Annotated in this window: 16 protein-coding genes; 14 read left to right on the top strand and 2 right to left on the bottom strand. The window is 59.4% G+C overall.

Annotated elements, in window-relative coordinates; genetic code table 11:
• Positions 1-8: 8 nt before the first annotated feature.
• Positions 9-347: a hypothetical protein gene (locus JZI28_RS06620; protein WP_297340236.1), complete on the bottom strand. Its 339-nt coding sequence runs from the start codon at positions 345-347 to the stop codon at positions 9-11.
• Positions 348-857: 510 nt separating this feature from the next.
• Between JZI28_RS06620 and alr the strand changes: the two genes are divergently transcribed.
• From alr to JZI28_RS06550, 14 genes are all read left to right on the top strand, one after another.
• Positions 858-1,895 carry an alanine racemase gene (alr, locus tag JZI28_RS06615; RefSeq protein ID WP_375699630.1) on the top strand — a complete coding sequence of 346 codons (1,038 nt, stop codon included), beginning with the start codon at positions 858-860 and terminating at the stop codon, positions 1,893-1,895.
• Positions 1,892-2,686 (top strand): MlaE family ABC transporter permease, encoded by a 795-nt coding sequence (locus JZI28_RS06610; protein ID WP_375699629.1) that lies wholly within the window; start codon positions 1,892-1,894, stop codon positions 2,684-2,686. Before alr ends, JZI28_RS06610 begins: the two co-directional genes overlap by 4 nt.
• A gap of 23 nt (positions 2,687-2,709) precedes the next feature.
• Complete coding sequence (locus tag JZI28_RS06605) at positions 2,710-3,456, top strand: ATP-binding cassette domain-containing protein (protein ID WP_348151934.1); 747 nt, start codon at positions 2,710-2,712, stop codon at positions 3,454-3,456.
• A 126-nt stretch (positions 3,457-3,582) separates the two neighbouring features.
• A complete protein-coding gene (locus JZI28_RS06600) occupies positions 3,583-4,026 on the top strand; it encodes a paraquat-inducible protein A (RefSeq protein ID WP_375699628.1) in 444 nt (147 codons plus the stop codon).
• Between the two features lie 72 nt (positions 4,027-4,098).
• A complete protein-coding gene (radA, locus tag JZI28_RS06595) occupies positions 4,099-5,466 on the top strand; it encodes a DNA repair protein RadA (protein WP_297340239.1) in 1,368 nt (455 codons plus the stop codon).
• A 39-nt stretch (positions 5,467-5,505) separates the two neighbouring features.
• Complete coding sequence (locus JZI28_RS06590; RefSeq protein WP_295454544.1) at positions 5,506-6,060, top strand: CvpA family protein; 555 nt, start codon at positions 5,506-5,508, stop codon at positions 6,058-6,060.
• A 392-nt stretch (positions 6,061-6,452) separates the two neighbouring features.
• Entirely contained in the window at positions 6,453-7,154 is a 702-nt protein-coding gene (locus JZI28_RS06585; protein WP_375699627.1) for a Hint domain-containing protein, read from the top strand.
• A gap of 338 nt (positions 7,155-7,492) precedes the next feature.
• Positions 7,493-9,013, top strand: a complete 1,521-nt coding sequence (gene purF / locus JZI28_RS06580) for an amidophosphoribosyltransferase (protein WP_375699626.1) — start codon at positions 7,493-7,495, stop codon at positions 9,011-9,013.
• Positions 9,014-9,237: 224 nt separating this feature from the next.
• Complete coding sequence (locus JZI28_RS06575) at positions 9,238-9,780, top strand: DUF2199 domain-containing protein (protein WP_295454549.1); 543 nt, start codon at positions 9,238-9,240, stop codon at positions 9,778-9,780.
• A 331-nt stretch (positions 9,781-10,111) separates the two neighbouring features.
• Positions 10,112-10,378 carry a hypothetical protein gene (locus JZI28_RS06570; RefSeq protein ID WP_375699625.1) on the top strand — a complete coding sequence of 89 codons (267 nt, stop codon included), beginning with the start codon at positions 10,112-10,114 and terminating at the stop codon, positions 10,376-10,378.
• A gap of 112 nt (positions 10,379-10,490) precedes the next feature.
• Positions 10,491-11,135 (top strand): SDR family NAD(P)-dependent oxidoreductase, encoded by a 645-nt coding sequence (locus JZI28_RS06565; protein WP_375699624.1) that lies wholly within the window; start codon positions 10,491-10,493, stop codon positions 11,133-11,135.
• Positions 11,136-11,471: 336 nt separating this feature from the next.
• Complete coding sequence (gene surE, locus JZI28_RS06560; protein ID WP_375699623.1) at positions 11,472-12,254, top strand: 5'/3'-nucleotidase SurE; 783 nt, start codon at positions 11,472-11,474, stop codon at positions 12,252-12,254.
• Positions 12,251-12,898 carry a protein-L-isoaspartate(D-aspartate) O-methyltransferase gene (locus JZI28_RS06555; protein ID WP_375699622.1) on the top strand — a complete coding sequence of 216 codons (648 nt, stop codon included), beginning with the start codon at positions 12,251-12,253 and terminating at the stop codon, positions 12,896-12,898. Before surE ends, JZI28_RS06555 begins: the two co-directional genes overlap by 4 nt.
• A gap of 188 nt (positions 12,899-13,086) precedes the next feature.
• Positions 13,087-14,259, top strand: coding sequence for a peptidoglycan DD-metalloendopeptidase family protein (locus JZI28_RS06550; protein WP_375699621.1), 1,173 nt, complete (start codon positions 13,087-13,089; stop codon positions 14,257-14,259).
• A 125-nt stretch (positions 14,260-14,384) separates the two neighbouring features.
• On the opposite strand, the gene JZI28_RS06545 is transcribed toward JZI28_RS06550, so the two are convergent.
• Complete coding sequence (locus tag JZI28_RS06545) at positions 14,385-15,230, bottom strand: ATP-binding protein (protein ID WP_375699620.1); 846 nt, start codon at positions 15,228-15,230, stop codon at positions 14,385-14,387.
• Positions 15,231-15,425 lie beyond the last annotated feature (195 nt).

The following is a 15,425-nucleotide window of genomic DNA, read 5'->3' as shown; positions in this document are numbered from 1 at the left end:
CACAGCAATTAGTAGCGGCCAATTTCGACGCGTTGTTTATCCAGCACCTTACCCGAGGATGAGATCGCTTTCACGATGGCAAAGTAGCGGTTATTCTTACCGCCGGAACAGGGCGGCATATATCCTTTGGATGCGTAGGCGCCAGTCCCGCGCCCAGCCGAAATCACCCGCGCCTTGCCCGGCAGTTTACCAACCAGCCCCGGCACCGAGGCAAGCGTCGCCGAGGTGCCGCTGACTGGATACCCGATAACACCATGCCCACCATTCTTTGAAAGCGGCCTATAATCTCGGTCGTTGTATTCGACATAGACCCAGGATGTGCCGCCTGGCAGATTAGAAACCTGCATAGGTGGCGTCGCTCCTTTCCCACCAAAGAGCGTACATTGTTGCCCCTTGGGGACACGCTTACCATCCCAGCCACCACCCAGTTGAACCGACATATCCGCCAGGGCAGCCCCTCCGGCAAAGATAAATGCTGCACAGAATAACACAGACTTTTTCAATTTAATGCTCCGCAAAATAACACTCTACAGTTGATATACTAATTCACGATCACCGTTTGTCTACTGGTGTTTGCATAAGATCCCGGCCAAGCCAAAGCGCAGTAACGGCCCACCCGAACCGCCGCAACGGGGGGGGCGCTTCGCGTCCCACTCTCGGTTCGGAGGCGGTAGCTTTGGTACACATCTCAAAAGCAGGAATGCCCCGCCAAGCGCATGGTGAACGGCTTTGCCAGCCTATAGCGATGAGGTCGTCTCCTTCCCAAAGAAGCCACAAGCCGCCCAATGCCGCCATAACTGGCCATCCTCCCCACGAATTCCTCTTGACCCCTGCCCCGCGCATGTCAAGAACGGGGCATGAGCACGGCTAAACTGACAATCAATCTCGATGCGCTGGTGACTAACTGGCAGAATCTGAACGCCATGACCAACTGCGAAACCGCAGCTGTGGTCAAGGCAAACGGCTATGGGCTGGATGCAGCCCGCGTGGCCAAGGCATTGGCCAAGGGCGGCGCACGCAATTTCTTTGTCGCCGCCGCCGAAGAAGGCGTCGCCCTGCGCCGCGCGCTGGGGCCAGGTCCCGGCATTTCGGTGTTTTCCGGCCACATGGAGGGCGACACCCGGCTGCTGAAGGAATTCCAGCTGGCGCCGATGCTGAACTCGCTCGACCAGATGCTGCGCCATTTTGAAACCCTGCCCGGCCATACCTTTGGGGTGCAGCTAGATTCTGGCATGAACCGCCTTGGCATGGAGCCCGCCGAATGGGCAGCGGTGCGCGATATCGCCCTGGGACAAAAGCCAGTGTTGCTGATGTCGCATCTTGCCTGCTCTGATGAGCCGAGCCATCCTATGAATGCCCAGCAGTTGCAGGTCTTCCGTGAGATGACCGATGGGCTGGAGGTGCCGCGCTCATTGGCCGCCACTGGTGGCATCCTTTTAGGGCGGGATTATCATTTCGACCTCTGCCGTCCGGGCGTGGGTCTGTATGGCGGCGCGCCTTATGGCGATGCGCTCCCTGTTGTGCAACTGGATCTGCCGGTCATCCAGACCCGCGATGTTGAGCCCGGCGAAAGTGTCGGCTACGGCAATACCTGGGTGGCGCAGGCGCCCAGCCGCATCGCCACCGTTGCAGCCGGCTATGCCGATGGGCTGCACCGCACCATGATGAACCACGGCATTGATCTGTTTGCCGGCAAGACCCGCTGCCCTGTGGTGGGCCGGATCTCGATGGATCTGATCACCGTTAATATCACGGCACTTTCCGAAGTGCCTGCCAGCCTGACGCTGCTGAATGAAGTTCAAACCGTTGACCACCTCGCTACAGCTGCGGGCACCATCGGTTATGAGATCCTCACCTCGATGGGGCATCGCTATGCACGGACCTATCAGGGATGATTTCTTTGTCTCCATTGGTGACCCCATTGGCCCGACTGGGCCGCGCCTCTTTGGCGGCGCTGGCTATGATTGGTCGGGTGGCCTTGTTCACGGTCAGTGCCTTCACCCATATGTTGCGCCCGCCCTACTACCCGCGTGAGCTGGCCCTGTCGCTGCTGCAGATCGGCTGGCTGTCGCTGCCCGTGGTTGCCTTGACAGCCGTCTTTACCGGCGGCGCCCTGGCCCTGCAGATCTACGCAGGGGGTGCGCGGTTCAATGCCGAGGCCGTGGTGCCGCAGATTGTCGCCATTGGCATGGTGCGTGAACTTGGCCCGGTACTGGTTGGGCTGATGATTGCCGCCCGGGTGACATCGTCGATTGCGGCAGAGATCGCCACCATGAAGGTGACCGAGCAAATCGACGCGCTGGTGACCCTGTCGACCAATCCCATGCAGTATCTTGTCGCCCCCCGGGTGCTGGCAGCGCTGCTGACCGTGCCGGTTCTGGTGGGCATCGGCGATATCATCGGCATCGCCGGCGGCTATACCGTTTCGGTGCACAACCTCGGCTTCAACTCAGCCGCCTACCTGAAAAATACCGTCGATTTCCTAGAGCCGCTTGACCTGATTTCCTCGCTGGTTAAGGGCGCCTTTTTTGGCGTTATCGCCGCCACCATGGGCTGCTACTACGGCATGCAGTCCGGTCGCGGGGCGCAGGGTGTTGGCAGTGCGACCAAATCTTCGGTCGAGGCGGCAGCTGTGCTGATCCTGGCGACCAATTTTGTCCTGACAGGGGTGTTCTTTTCGCTATGACCACAGATACCCCTCTCCAACCGATGATCAAGCTAGACAGCGTTCACAAGGCCTTTGGCGACAATCGCGTGCTGCGCGGCATGAATCTAGAGATCCCTAGGGCCAGCTCGATGGTGATCATCGGCGGATCCGGCACCGGCAAATCCGTAGCACTCAAAAGCGTGCTGGGGCTGATCACCCCCGACAGCGGCGAAATCTATGTCGATGGCAAGCCCGCGGGCTCTGGCGATCGCGATGCCTTTCTGGCGCGCTTTGGCATGTTGTTTCAGGGCGGTGCTCTGTTTGACTCCCTGCCGGTCTGGCAGAACGTCGCCTTTCGCCTGCAACGGGGCGCGCTGAAACGCCCCGCATCCGAGGCCCGCGAGATCGCCATTGAAAAACTGCGCCGCGTCGGGTTGAAACCCGATGTGGCCGACCGGCTACCGGCGGAGCTGTCTGGTGGCATGCAAAAACGTGTCGGCCTAGCCCGCGCCATTGCTGCCGAGCCCGAAATCATTTTCTTTGACGAGCCCACCACCGGCCTGGACCCCATCATGTCTGGGGTGATCAACGACCTGATCCGCGAAATTGTTGTCGAGATGGGTGCCACGGCGATGACCATCACCCATGACATGTCCTCGGTCCGCGCCATTGCCGATAATGTCGCCATGCTGCACGACGGTGTGATCCAATGGACCGGGCCAGTAGCGGATATGGACCAGTCCGGTGATCCTTACCTCGACCAATTCATCCACGGCCGCGCCGAGGGGCCGATCGAAGCTGTGCGCTAAGAGCCATGACTAAGTGCCTATCATTTCTGGAAAGCCTGCGACCGTATCCTCCCCCCTGGCCACCGTAGTGTTTTCAGTGGCACGCTAAATAGTCGAATATCAGTTTTTAACAGCTGTCGGACCACCATGCCCCTGAAAATAGCCACTCTCTCACTACTGATCCTCTATCCCATTGCCTGGTTTGCACCTCTGATGCGCGCCGGGCTGTTGCCTATCTTTGGTCTGAGCGAAATTTCTGTGATCACCGGGCTACAAAGCCTCTGGGGCAGCGATGTTTTCCTGGCGCTCACAGTGACCTGTTTTGCCATCTTTGCGCCCTATCTCAAAACCGTCGGCCTGGCCCTGGTACAATGGGGACTGTTGGACGCACGTGCACAACCAGTGCTGCACACCTTGGGTAAATTCGCCATGGCGGATATCTTCCTCATCGCGCTCTATATCACGCTGGCCAAGGGCATAGGCTACGCCACAATCGAGGTGGCATGGGGGCTTTATATGTTTACTGCCTGCATTGTCGCCTCCCTTATCCTCAGCCTACTGACAGAACGATCCCTGCGCCACGCGGATTAAGGGGCATTGCCCCCAGACCTTGAGCGCCTACCTTTCCCTTGAACAAAGTAAGAACATAGGGCAGAAGGCCATATGGCAAAATCAAATACCTTTTCATGCTCTGCCTGCGGCGCGAGCTTTTCCAAATGGTCCGGTCGCTGCGAAGGCTGCGGCGAATGGAACACTATTGTCGAAGACAAAGGCCTCTCCTCCGCTGGCCCTTCCAAAAAGTCACTTGGGATCCGGCGCGGCAAGACGATCCCGCTGTCAGATCTCTCCACCGAGGAAACCCCACCGCCCCGCGCCACCTGCGGCGTCGCAGAGCTGGACCGGGTTCTTGGTGGTGGTCTGGTCGCGGCCTCTGCCATTCTGGTTGGGGGCGATCCTGGGATCGGCAAATCGACCCTGCTGTTGCAGGCGGCTGCACGCTTTGCCCAGGCAGGGGTGAAGACCATCTATGTCAGCGGCGAAGAGGCCTCGGCGCAGGTGCGGATGCGGGCGCAGCGGTTGGGACTGGCACAGGCGCCAGTAAAACTGGCCGCGGAAACCAACCTGCGCGATATCCTGACCACGCTGGAGGCCGAAAGACCGCAGCTGGCCATCATCGATTCCATTCAGACCATGTGGGCGGATCACGTGGACAGCGCCCCCGGATCTGTCAGCCAGGTGCGGGCCGCGGCCCACGAATTGACCACCTTTGCCAAGGCCCAGGGGATTTCCATCATCATGGTGGGCCATGTCACCAAGGACGGCCAGATTGCCGGACCTCGGGTTGTGGAACATATGGTCGACACGGTGCTCTATTTTGAAGGCGAGCGGGGGCATCAGTTCCGCATTCTTCGGGCGGTGAAAAACCGCTTTGGCCCGGCGGATGAGATCGGCGTCTTTGAAATGACCGGCTGCGGCCTGGCCGAGGTCACCAATCCTTCGGCGCTGTTCCTGTCGGACCGTGGCGAGCCGTCAGCTGGTTCTGTCGTCTTTGCCGGCATTGAAGGCACCCGCCCGGTTCTGGTCGAAATGCAGGCGCTGGTGGCGCCCTCGCCCCATTCGCAGCCGCGCCGCGCCGTGGTGGGCTGGGACAGTTCCCGCCTGGCGATGATTCTTGCCGTGCTTGAAGCGCGGTGTGGCATTCCTTTTGCCGGGTTGGATGTCTATCTCAATGTGGCGGGTGGGATGAAAATCACCGAACCCGCAGCCGACCTTGCGGTGGCCGCAGCCCTGCTTAGCGCCCGTGAAGACGTCGCCCTGCCCGCAGATACGGCTGTTTTTGGAGAAATATCGCTGTCTGGGGCCCTTCGTCCGGCCCCACAGACCGAAAACCGGTTGAAAGAGGCGCAAAAACTTGGTTTCACCTCTGCAATAGCTCCAAGTGGTGGCAAATCCATTTCGATCAAGGGTCTTGGCCTGCGCCGAGCCTCAGATCTGGCGGGATTTGTTGGCGAATTCTTTGGAGCCGGCTAGAGTTGCCGAAATTTTATCGCAGGCTAACGGGCGAGGGTTATGGAAGGTTTCACTATTATTGACGGGGTTGTGGCCCTGGTCATCGTATTATCGGCGCTTCTGGCCTATTCGCGTGGCTTTGTCCGCGAAGCCATGGCCATTGCGGGCTGGATCGCAGCCGGCATCCTTGCCTTTATGTTCGCCCCTCAGGTCGAACCGCTGATGGCAGAGATCCCGGTTGTTGGCGAATTCATCTCTGACAGTTGCGAACTCTCGATCATTGCCGCCTTTGCCGCTGTGTTTGCGGTGGCGCTGATTGTGGTGTCCTTCTTCACGCCACTGTTCTCATCGCTGGTCCAGCGATCTGCGCTTGGCGGCTTGGACCAGGGGGCCGGTTTCTTCTTTGGCGTCTTGCGCGGCATCCTGCTCGTGGCGATTGCCTTTTTCCTCTATAATGTGGTGATGACCGGGCAGAGCTTTACAATTGTTGACGAGAGCCGCTCGGCGGTGGTGTTTGAACAGATGATTGGCAAGATCGAAGACCGCAATCCTGAGCAGGCCCTCGGCTGGGTGACCCAGCAGTACGAGGCCTTGATCGGCTCTTGCGGCAGCTAACACCTGATCTGTTTACCAAGGTAAACCAGCATGATTTTGAAAGGGCGCCTTATTGGCGCCCTTTTTCTATGGTGCTGCAAAGACTTCACAGCTTTATCCACAGACCACCCAACGACAGGTTAATGCCTTCGGTTAACCTTTAACCTTTTGTTAACCATTAAGAATCATTTTTTCTGGTCGCATTTTGAAACTTCGAATTTTCGTGATTTTCTTAAAAAATCCTCAAGCAGCCCCACTCAATGGTTAACAAAGGCGCAAAAAACGCGCTTTTGTTGCGAAAAATGGGGGCAAGAACGGAATTGGCCGCACCCCTGCCCCATTTCCGTCCCAATTCGAGGGCCAGATAGGATCAACAAAACGAACAGGCACTCTCGCTCAGAAGGATCGACACCATGCTCCTGGATCATTTCAACACTTTCGCCGATTATCAGCCGGTTGGCCTTTTGTTGGATTTCCCAATGGTGCGTCCCGAACCAGAGGTTCAGGCGCCGCAGCGGAGCAAGACTGGTGGCTTTCTGCCGCAGACACTGGTGGAAACCGATCGCGGCTTTGTGCAGGCCCGGAACGTTAAGCCAGGCGATATGGTCTACACCTTCGACGGTGGCTGCCAAGAGGTCGAGACGGTTCGCCACGCGGTGCCCCGCCTGACCACCATGATGCATGTTCCTGCCGGTGCCCTGGGCAATGACTGTGACCTGCAACTTCCAGCCGATCAAATGGTCGCGCTTGAAATCGACGCGGCTGAGCGCCTGTTTGGTCTTCCCCTGGTTCTGGTGAAACTGATTTCCTTGGCCGGCCACAAAGGTATCAAAGCCCTGAGCCCAGAACGCCTGGGCCGGATCCACATTGAATGCGCCGAAGAAGAGTTGATCTGGGCCGAAAGCGGCATGTTGATCCAGGCCGGAACAGGCGGGCCGGATGGTGCTTTCAAAGAGCTGTCCCTGGCGGAAACCCGTCAGATCCTGGCCAGCGATGAGGGCCGCGCACTGGCTCTGACCGGTGTTCAAGAAGAAGAAGCCGAGTTCCCTGACCTGCTGAAGGATCTGCTGGCTGGGTCAAAGACCACCCCCAACACCGCGCCAAAGGCTGCCTGAGCAGACCCTTTCCCAAAGTTTTCCTCCCCACCTAGGGCGGCCTTGTCACAAAAGGGTCGCCCATTTTCTTGTCTGCAGTGGCGCTGCTGCTGGGCACGAGCCTTGCCCGCTCTTGGCCGCAGCCGGTCCGCAGCAACTCCCCACGGTTGTGATGGGGCATAAAAACTCCCTCATTGCTGACAAAACTGTTCCGAACACCAAGAAAATGACGCAGAAAAATCCATGCTTTCTTCTGTATTCTACGGCCTATCCAAGCTAGGAAGCCTGCAGCAGTATCCAGGCTTGGGCCTGGTCTGCAGCAACCGACAGCAACGCTACAGCGAAATTGGAGTCATTCAATGTGCGGGATTTTGGGGATCGCAAGCCGACAGCACGAGGTTTTTGCGGAACTTTATGATGGGTTGCTCATGCTGCAACACCGCGGCCAGGATGCATCGGGCATTGTGACCTACACGGGCGAGTTCTTTCGCGAGAGCAAAGCCAACGGTCTGGTCAAAGATGTATTCAGTGCCTCAGATGCAGAGACCCTGCGCGGCAAGGTGGGCATCGGACATGTAAGATACCCCACGGCGGGGTCACTCAGCGCCTCTGAGGCGCAACCCTTTTTCGTCAATGCGCCCTATGGTATCTATCTGGTACACAACGGAAATATTACAAATACAGCAGAGCAGCGCGACAAGGTGACAGCCAAATACAGCCGCCATCTGCGCACCACCTCGGATTCCGAAATCCTGCTTAATGTGCTGGCTGACAAGATCTCTGACAGCATCAAGGTCAATGGCACGGTCGACCCGATCCGCAATCTTTTTGCCGGGGTGAAAATGACCATGGAGCGCATTCAGGGCGCCTATTCAGTGATCTGCATGGTCGCAGGTGTCGGCATGCTGGCCTTCCGCGACCCCCATGGTATTCGCCCCCTGTCCATTGCCCGCCGTGCGGCCGAAGGCGACGGCGATGACTACGCCTTTGCCTCGGAAGACGTGGCTTTTGGCATCAACGGCTTTGAAAAACTGCGCGATGTGGCGCCCGGCGAGGCGATTCTCATTGATCTGGACGGCAATATGCACAGCTTCCAGGCGGTCGAAGGCACCCTGACACCCTGTATCTTTGAATATGTCTATCTGGCGCGACCCGATTCGATGCTGGATGGTATTTCGGTCTATAAAACCCAGCTGCGCATGGGGCAGACGCTGGCAAAACAGATCATCGAGGCCGACCTGGAAATCGACTGCATCATCCCGGTGCCAGATTCCGCCCGCCCAGTGGCACTGGAAGTGGCCAACTCCATGGGCATTCGTTACCGCGAAGGTCTGGTAAAGAATCGCTACATCGGGCGGACATTCATCATGCCCGGTCAGGCAGAGCGGCAAAAATCGGTCCGCCGCAAGCTGAACGCAATTCCGCTGGAGATGAAGGGGCTGAATATCATGCTCATTGATGATTCCATCGTGCGCGGCAACACCATCCAGAAGATCGTCCAGATGTGCCGCGATGCCGGCGCCAAGAAGGTCTATATCGCCTCTGCCTCGCCACCGGTGAAATACCCCAATGTCTATGGCATCGACATGCCTACCAAGCATGAGCTGATCGCCGACGGGCGCAGCACCGAAGAAATTCGCGAAGAGCTGGGCGCCGATGCGCTTATTTATCAGCGGCTTGAAGATCTGGTTTGGGCAGCCAAAGAGGGCAACAAGGACATCGACACCTTTGATTGCTCTTGTTTTGACGGAAAATATGTCACCGGCAGTGTCTCAAACGACTACCTGGATTCGCTCGAAAGCAGCGGCCGGGTGAGCAAAAAGATCCAAGACATGCCAGCCCCCGGAGAATCCTGGAACAGCATGAAATTGGCAACCTGAACCAAAAGATCCCCCTGCAGGTGCCGGGCCTCGCCTCTCTGGTGACGCCCGGAAGCTGTGCCATCACACGAGGGGTTTGAACTTGCCGGCTAAGCAGGATATGAGAGCCCCAACGTCATAGGGAGAGGCGCTGATCACACAGATCGGCGCCTCTCCTGTGTTTTGCTACCTGCTCTGTTCGAGCTCTACGAAAGACCCGCCACTTGGACGCACATCTTGCCAGAATGCTGACTTCCTCGCGCCAGTGTCGCTGCTGCGGCGCGACCTTTGCGCAATTGCTCAGCCTCAGCTGCGACCGCCCAGACCAGTGTCCCGAAGACCTGGTGGTACAGGATAATTCGGCGGTTCTGGCGCAGACCGGTGATGTGCTCACCGATGACTTTTGCCGCATTGGGGATCTGCGGTTTGTCCGGGCGGTTCTGGCGATCCCTCTGGCCGACAGCGATGGGCAGGAGTTCATTTTGGGCACTTGGGCCAATCTCGGGGTTGAAGATTTTGACGCCTACCTCGACCTGTTGGACATGCAGGAGACCGAAAGCCTTGGCAGTCGTCCAGCCTGGCTGGCCAATGCCATCCCGCCCGACAACGGCACCCCCGTTGCCTGCATGCTGCATATGCGCCCCGAGGGCCAATATCCTGAACTACAGGTGTCAGAGCCCAATAACCCGCTCGCTCCCCTGCAAAACCAGGGCGCGCAGCTGGAAGAGTTGTTTGAGCTGCTCCATACCTATGGCCATGATCTGGCCTCTCTGGTCTATGATTCCTGACCGACATCCGGCCAGCCCTGACCTGGGTTACACAAAGCGCTTTCAAGAGGTCTGCGGCCTGTGATCCAGACCAGCCCTGCCCCTGCAGGCCTGTCGGCAAAAGCCCGCCCGTTTTTCGCCCCCTTAGCATGGCTTTGCCGATAGTCCGCTCCGCAGGATCGGCCCACTCAAATTTGCCCCTCGCCCCCAGCGGCGGCAGCCCATATCTGCGCTTAGATCCCTTTCACGGCGTGGTCCTCCCCCCTCGTCACCTGTGCCCGGCCCTCAGGCTTGTCGGCCTCCCTCCTGTTCTCGTCGCTGCCCCCCGCAGCTGCGCCATAAAAAGTAAGACATGACACAAACCACTCCTGAAACACCCTTACGCGTTGCCAAAGAGGCCACCCAGTCCAATATGATCGCATCCAGAGGCCTCAGCCTGCTTGGCCTCTTTGGGGTCGAAAATGATCTCCAGGCCATGGTGCGCCTGCCCAGCGGTCGGGTAAAGACCATCAAAACCGGCAGCCGGCTGGTCCAGGGCCGCGTGCTGGGGATTGATCCGGGCGGCATTGTCCTGGAAAAATCTGGCCGCAGTAGCCGGATCGAAATGCCCGGCAGCTGAGCACTTGGTCCGGGGCGGTCAGCGCCCTTCCCATGCGACGCATCCATAATCCAGGCGGCTCCTCCAAGATGGAGACTTGACCCCCTGCCTCAAGCGGATCAAAAGACGGCCCATGACACAGAAAATCGCTCTTATCACCGGCGCATCTCGCGGCCTGGGGGCAGCCCTGGCCGAAGCCTTGGCGCCAACGCATCATATCGTCGCTGTTGCGCGCACTACCGGTGCGCTTGAGGAGCTTGATGATCGCATCAAGGCGCTGGGTGGGTCGGCTACATTGGCGCCGATGGATATTACCCAGCCCGCAGCCATGGCAACCCTGTGCCGTGGGATCCATGATCGCTGGGGACAGCTGGATCTTTGGCTGCACACGGCGATCCATGCCGCTCCGCTCAGCCCGGCGCCTTCCGTGGGAGAAAAGGACTGGGCAAAATCCATCGCGGTCAATGCCACAGCGCCTTCGATCCTTATTCCCTATGTGGCCCCCCTGTTGGGACGCAGCGGTCAGGCGGTGTTTTTTGATGACCCCCGTGCGGGCGAAAAGTTCTTTGGCACCTACGGCGCCAGCAAGGCAGCGCAAATGGCGCTGGCACGCAGCTGGCAGTCTGAAACAGTCAAAACCGGACCGGTGGTGAAGATACTGCAGCCGCAGCCAATGCCCACCGCCCTGCGCGCCCGCTTCTTCCCTGGTGAGGACCGCGCACCGCTGGCCGACATCCACGCCGAAGCCGCACGCCTGCTCAGGGATATTCAGGGCTAGGCCAGCGCAACACAACCACAACGCCCCAGCGCAGCGCCCCCCCCTTTGGCGGCGCGGGGTATTGCCCAACATTACCGCCCCCCACTAGGCCAGCGCCAGTTTTCAACCGCAGGCGCAGCCTGCCGGGCCCAAGGGGAGAGGGGCTTTGCAAAAGCCCCGATCTGCGCGGGAGCCCCCCCTTTTTTTGTCGTTGAAGGTTTGCATTTGGCCTATCCCCGGCCAAACCTGTGGCACAGCTACCAGATCCGCCGCAGCTTCCGGTCTCCTGACGAGCCGAAACACTTGCCCCCAATTGTACCAATGCCTATTCAGATCTAAACAGCTGCGGGGGATTTTATGCGCATTCTCATCACCAATGACGACGGCATCAGTGCACCTGGGCTTGTCGTGCTTGAACAGATCGCTCAGGACCTCGCCGGACCTGATGGCGAAGTCTGGACCGTAGCGCCTGCCTTTGAACAATCAGGCGTTGGCCATTGCATCAGCTATACGCGCCCCTCCATGCTCAGCCAGCTGGGGCCGCGGCGCTATGCTGCCGAAGGCTCCCCTGCCGATTGCGTTCTGGCCGGTATCCATGTGGCGATGAAGGACAATCGCCCCGACCTGGTGCTTTCCGGCGTGAACCGTGGCAACAACTCGGCTGAAAATGCGCTCTACTCAGGCACCCTGGGCGGAGCGATGGAAGCCGCCTTACAGGGCATTCCCGCCATCGGGTTGTCGCAGTATTTTGGCCCTCATAACAAAGATCTCGATGATCCCTTTGAGGCCGCAGCCCAACACGGGGCAGAGGTTGTGCGCAAGGTTCTGGCAGCAGAGCCACAGGACCAGCAAGATTACCGTCTGTTTTACAATATCAACTTCCCTCCCGTTCCCGCCGACGCGGTCAAAGGCACCCGGGTGGTGCGCCAGGGTTTCCGCCGTGGCACTCACTTTTCAGCCGAAGAGCAGCTTTCTCCAAACGGGCGCCGCTACCTGTGGATCCGTGGCGGTGATCAGCACATTCAGACCGCGCCTGATAGCGACGCCAGCGTCAATCTGAATGGCTATATCTCGGTGACCCCAATGCGCGCCGATCTGACCGCCCATGATATGTTAGATGCGTTCACAGGAATCGAATGACCAGCTCCGACCCCGAGACAAAGATGCAGTTTCTGTTTGCCCTGCGCTCGCGCGGGGTGACCGACAGCCGGGTGCTGGAGGCCATGGAGCAGATTGACCGGGGTCCCTTTGTCCGCGGCATCTTTTCCGAACGCGCCTATGAGGACACGCCGCTGCCGATTGCCTGCGGCCAGACCATCTCTCAGCCTTCGGTGGTTGGCCTGATGACCCAGGCCCTGCAGGTCTCGCCACGCGACACCGTGCTGGAGGTTGGCACTGGCTCGGGCTATCAGGCCGCCATTCTGGCGAAGCTGGCCCGGCGGGTCTATACCATCGACCGCCATGCCCGCCTGGTGCGCGAAGCCCGAATGATTTTTGACGCCCTGCAGCTGCCAAATGTGACCTCGCTGGTGGGGGATGGCAGCTTTGGCCTGCCCGATCAGGCGCCATTTGACCGGATCATTGTCACCGCCGCTGCCGAAGATCCCCCCGGCCCCTTGCTGGCGCAGCTCAAACCCGGCGGTATCATGGTTGTTCCCGTCGGCCAGTCCGACACGGTGCAGACCCTGATCAGGGTGCGCAAATCCGAAGACGGTCTCGATTATGATGAACTGCGACCCGTCCGGTTTGTTCCCCTGCTGGAAGGATTGGGCAAAGAAGCCTAAATTCAGGCAAACTGGCGCCGATTGGCCCCTGAGCTGCAGAAAACCATTGACCTGCAGTCGCGCAGCAGCACAAGAGGCCTTAAAACCGGCAAAGATCCGGCGCGTTTAAAAACACGACACGAAATGAGGATAGCATGATGACAGGCAGCCCTTCTAGCAGCGCCAGACTTCGATTCGCGGGTCGACGCATGGCGCTTGCCTCGCTTCCTGTGCTGGCTCTTCTTGCCGGATGTGATGGACCGCTGGATTATGATCTGCGCGGACAGATCGGCGGCTTCAACACCACCGCCGCAGCCCAGACCGCCACCACCCATCGCCCGGCGGCGGATGCCCGTGGCTTGATCACCTATCCCTCCTACCAGGTTGCGGTGGCAGAGCGCGGCGACACGGTCTCGGATGTGGCCACCCGCATTGGTCTGCCCGTGGGGGAAATTTCCCGGTTCAATGGCATGCAACCCGGGGACACCCTGCGCAAGGGCGAAATCCTCGCCCTGCCCCGGCGCGCCCCGGACAGCCTGCCTGCCGCAGATGGCAGCACGTCGCCTGGAGGTGTCGACATTGCCTCCCTTGCAGGCAGCGCCATTGATGCATCCCCGACAACCTCGCCCAATCCCGGCTCGGTGACCACCACCGACCTGCAACCCACAGCGCCGGAGCGCCCTGCCGCCGTTCAGGCAGGCCCCGAACCCGTGCGCCACAAGGTGGTGCGCGGTGAAACCGCCTATACGATCTCCCGGCTCTATCAGGTCCCGGTCAAATCTCTGGCAGAATGGAACGGCTTGGGCAGCGATTTTGCCATTCGCGAGGGTCAACACCTGCTGATCCCGCTCAAAGACCAGCAACGTTCCCGCACCCCGGTGGTCCCGGCCACCACCGCCCCCGGCGAGGGCAGCGCCACGCCAACGCCGCCAAGTGCAACCAAGCCGCTGCCCGAGGAAGACCTGGCGCCCGCCAATGTGGCCTCGCAAAACCTGCCCACCGTGGATGTACCAGCCCCCAGCCGCGCCAGCCAAAGCGCCATGGCCTATCCGGTTCAGGGGAAAATCGTGCAGACCTACGCCCAGGGGCGCAACGACGGGATCGACATCGCCGCCGCCTCAGGCGCACCGGTCAAAGCCGCAGAGGCGGGAACGGTTGCCGCCATCACCAAGGATTCTAAAAACATCCCGATCATTGTCATCCGCCATGACCCGCAATTGCTGACCATCTATGCCAATGTCGACAAAATTCTGGTCAGCAAAGGCGACCGGGTAAAGCGCGGCCAGACCATAGCCAACCTGCAAGAGACCGAAGGCGCAACCCTGCATTTTGAGGTCCGCAACGGCTATGACAGCCTCGACCCGCTGCCCTATCTAAACTAACCGCCCCCTGATCCGCAGTGCGGGCGGTTTCCCGAACAGCTCGCCAGCCAAAAAAACAACGCTCCAGCCGTGCCTAGACAGGGCTGGAGCGTTGACTGTGCCGTGTTTTTGGTCTTACTCCGCCGCTACCCGGTCAAGGCAACCCCGTGACGTCCCGCCAAATCGGTGAAAAACTGCCAGGCCACCCGGCCAGAGCGCGCCCCGCGTGTCGCCTGCCATTCAATGGCTTCGGCGCGCATGGCCTCGGCGTCGACCGTCACACCATAGGCGCTGCAATAGCCTGAAATCATGGCAAGATATTCATCCTGATCGCAGGGATGAAAGCCCAGCCACAGCCCAAAGCGATCAGACAGCGACACTTTCTCCTCCACCGCCTCCGAAGGGTTGATGGCGCTGGAACGCTCATTCTCGATCATGTCGCGCGGCATCAAATGGCGCCGGTTGGAAGTGGCAAAGAACACCACATTGTCCGGCCGCCCCTCAATGCCCCCATCCAGCACGGCCTTCAGGCTTTTGTAGTGCTGGTCATCATGGCTAAAGGACAGGTCATCACAAAACAGGATAAACCGGTACGGCGCCTGGCGCAGGTGGTTCAGCAGCCGCGCCACCGAAGGCAGATCTTCACGCTGCAACTCCACCAACTTGAGATCACCGTAATCCGGCAACAACGCCCCGTGGATGGCCTTTACCAGGCTGGACTTCCCCATGCCCCGCGCCCCCCACAACAAGGCGTTATTGGCCGCCTCGCCGCGGGCAAAACGACGGGTGTTTTCCAACAGGGTATCGCGGGCGCGTTCAATACCAACCAGCAGATCAAGATCCACCCGGTTAACGCGCTCAACCGGTTGCAGCCGGTCGGGGGCGACATGCCAGACAAAGGCCGAAGCCGTGCCAAAATCCGGTGCTGCCAGAGGCGCCGGAGACATCCGCTCCAGAGCATCAGCAATGCGTGTCAGTGTTTTTTCGTCCATGTCCTGCCTCCGTCAATAGCTGCGGTTTTGAAAGCACGTTCCTTCATTGGCGGCAAGTGGCTCTGTCGCCTGCGCCGGGTATTGCGCAAACCCAACCCTTCTTTTTCTGACAGCTCAGCGGCTTATCTTACACCCTCCATTAGGGCACAAAAAAGGGCGCGCCAGTTCTCACCAGCGCGCCCCTTATCTGTCAAA

Source organism: Pseudophaeobacter sp. TrK17 (genome assembly GCF_042192375.1).
Taxonomy (GTDB): Bacteria; Pseudomonadota; Alphaproteobacteria; order Rhodobacterales; family Rhodobacteraceae; genus Pseudophaeobacter.
The sequence above is the reverse complement of the archived record's forward strand: the minus strand, read 5'-3'. Positions and strand labels throughout refer to the sequence as shown.

Coding starts and splice junctions, on each gene's coding strand:
- JZI28_RS06620 (WP_297340236.1), bottom strand. CDS start 347: ATGCAGGTTTCTAATCTGCCAGGCGGCACATCCTGGGTCTATGTCGAA.
- alr (WP_375699630.1), top strand. CDS start 858: ATGAGCACGGCTAAACTGACAATCAATCTCGATGCGCTGGTGACTAAC.
- JZI28_RS06610 (WP_375699629.1), top strand. CDS start 1,892: ATGATTTCTTTGTCTCCATTGGTGACCCCATTGGCCCGACTGGGCCGC.
- JZI28_RS06605 (WP_348151934.1), top strand. CDS start 2,710: ATGATCAAGCTAGACAGCGTTCACAAGGCCTTTGGCGACAATCGCGTG.
- JZI28_RS06600 (WP_375699628.1), top strand. CDS start 3,583: ATGCCCCTGAAAATAGCCACTCTCTCACTACTGATCCTCTATCCCATT.
- radA (WP_297340239.1), top strand. CDS start 4,099: ATGGCAAAATCAAATACCTTTTCATGCTCTGCCTGCGGCGCGAGCTTT.
- JZI28_RS06590 (WP_295454544.1), top strand. CDS start 5,506: ATGGAAGGTTTCACTATTATTGACGGGGTTGTGGCCCTGGTCATCGTA.
- JZI28_RS06585 (WP_375699627.1), top strand. CDS start 6,453: ATGCTCCTGGATCATTTCAACACTTTCGCCGATTATCAGCCGGTTGGC.
- purF (WP_375699626.1), top strand. CDS start 7,493: ATGTGCGGGATTTTGGGGATCGCAAGCCGACAGCACGAGGTTTTTGCG.
- JZI28_RS06575 (WP_295454549.1), top strand. CDS start 9,238: ATGCTGACTTCCTCGCGCCAGTGTCGCTGCTGCGGCGCGACCTTTGCG.
- JZI28_RS06570 (WP_375699625.1), top strand. CDS start 10,112: ATGACACAAACCACTCCTGAAACACCCTTACGCGTTGCCAAAGAGGCC.
- JZI28_RS06565 (WP_375699624.1), top strand. CDS start 10,491: ATGACACAGAAAATCGCTCTTATCACCGGCGCATCTCGCGGCCTGGGG.
- surE (WP_375699623.1), top strand. CDS start 11,472: ATGCGCATTCTCATCACCAATGACGACGGCATCAGTGCACCTGGGCTT.
- JZI28_RS06555 (WP_375699622.1), top strand. CDS start 12,251: ATGACCAGCTCCGACCCCGAGACAAAGATGCAGTTTCTGTTTGCCCTG.
- JZI28_RS06550 (WP_375699621.1), top strand. CDS start 13,087: ATGGCGCTTGCCTCGCTTCCTGTGCTGGCTCTTCTTGCCGGATGTGAT.
- JZI28_RS06545 (WP_375699620.1), bottom strand. CDS start 15,230: ATGGACGAAAAAACACTGACACGCATTGCTGATGCTCTGGAGCGGATG.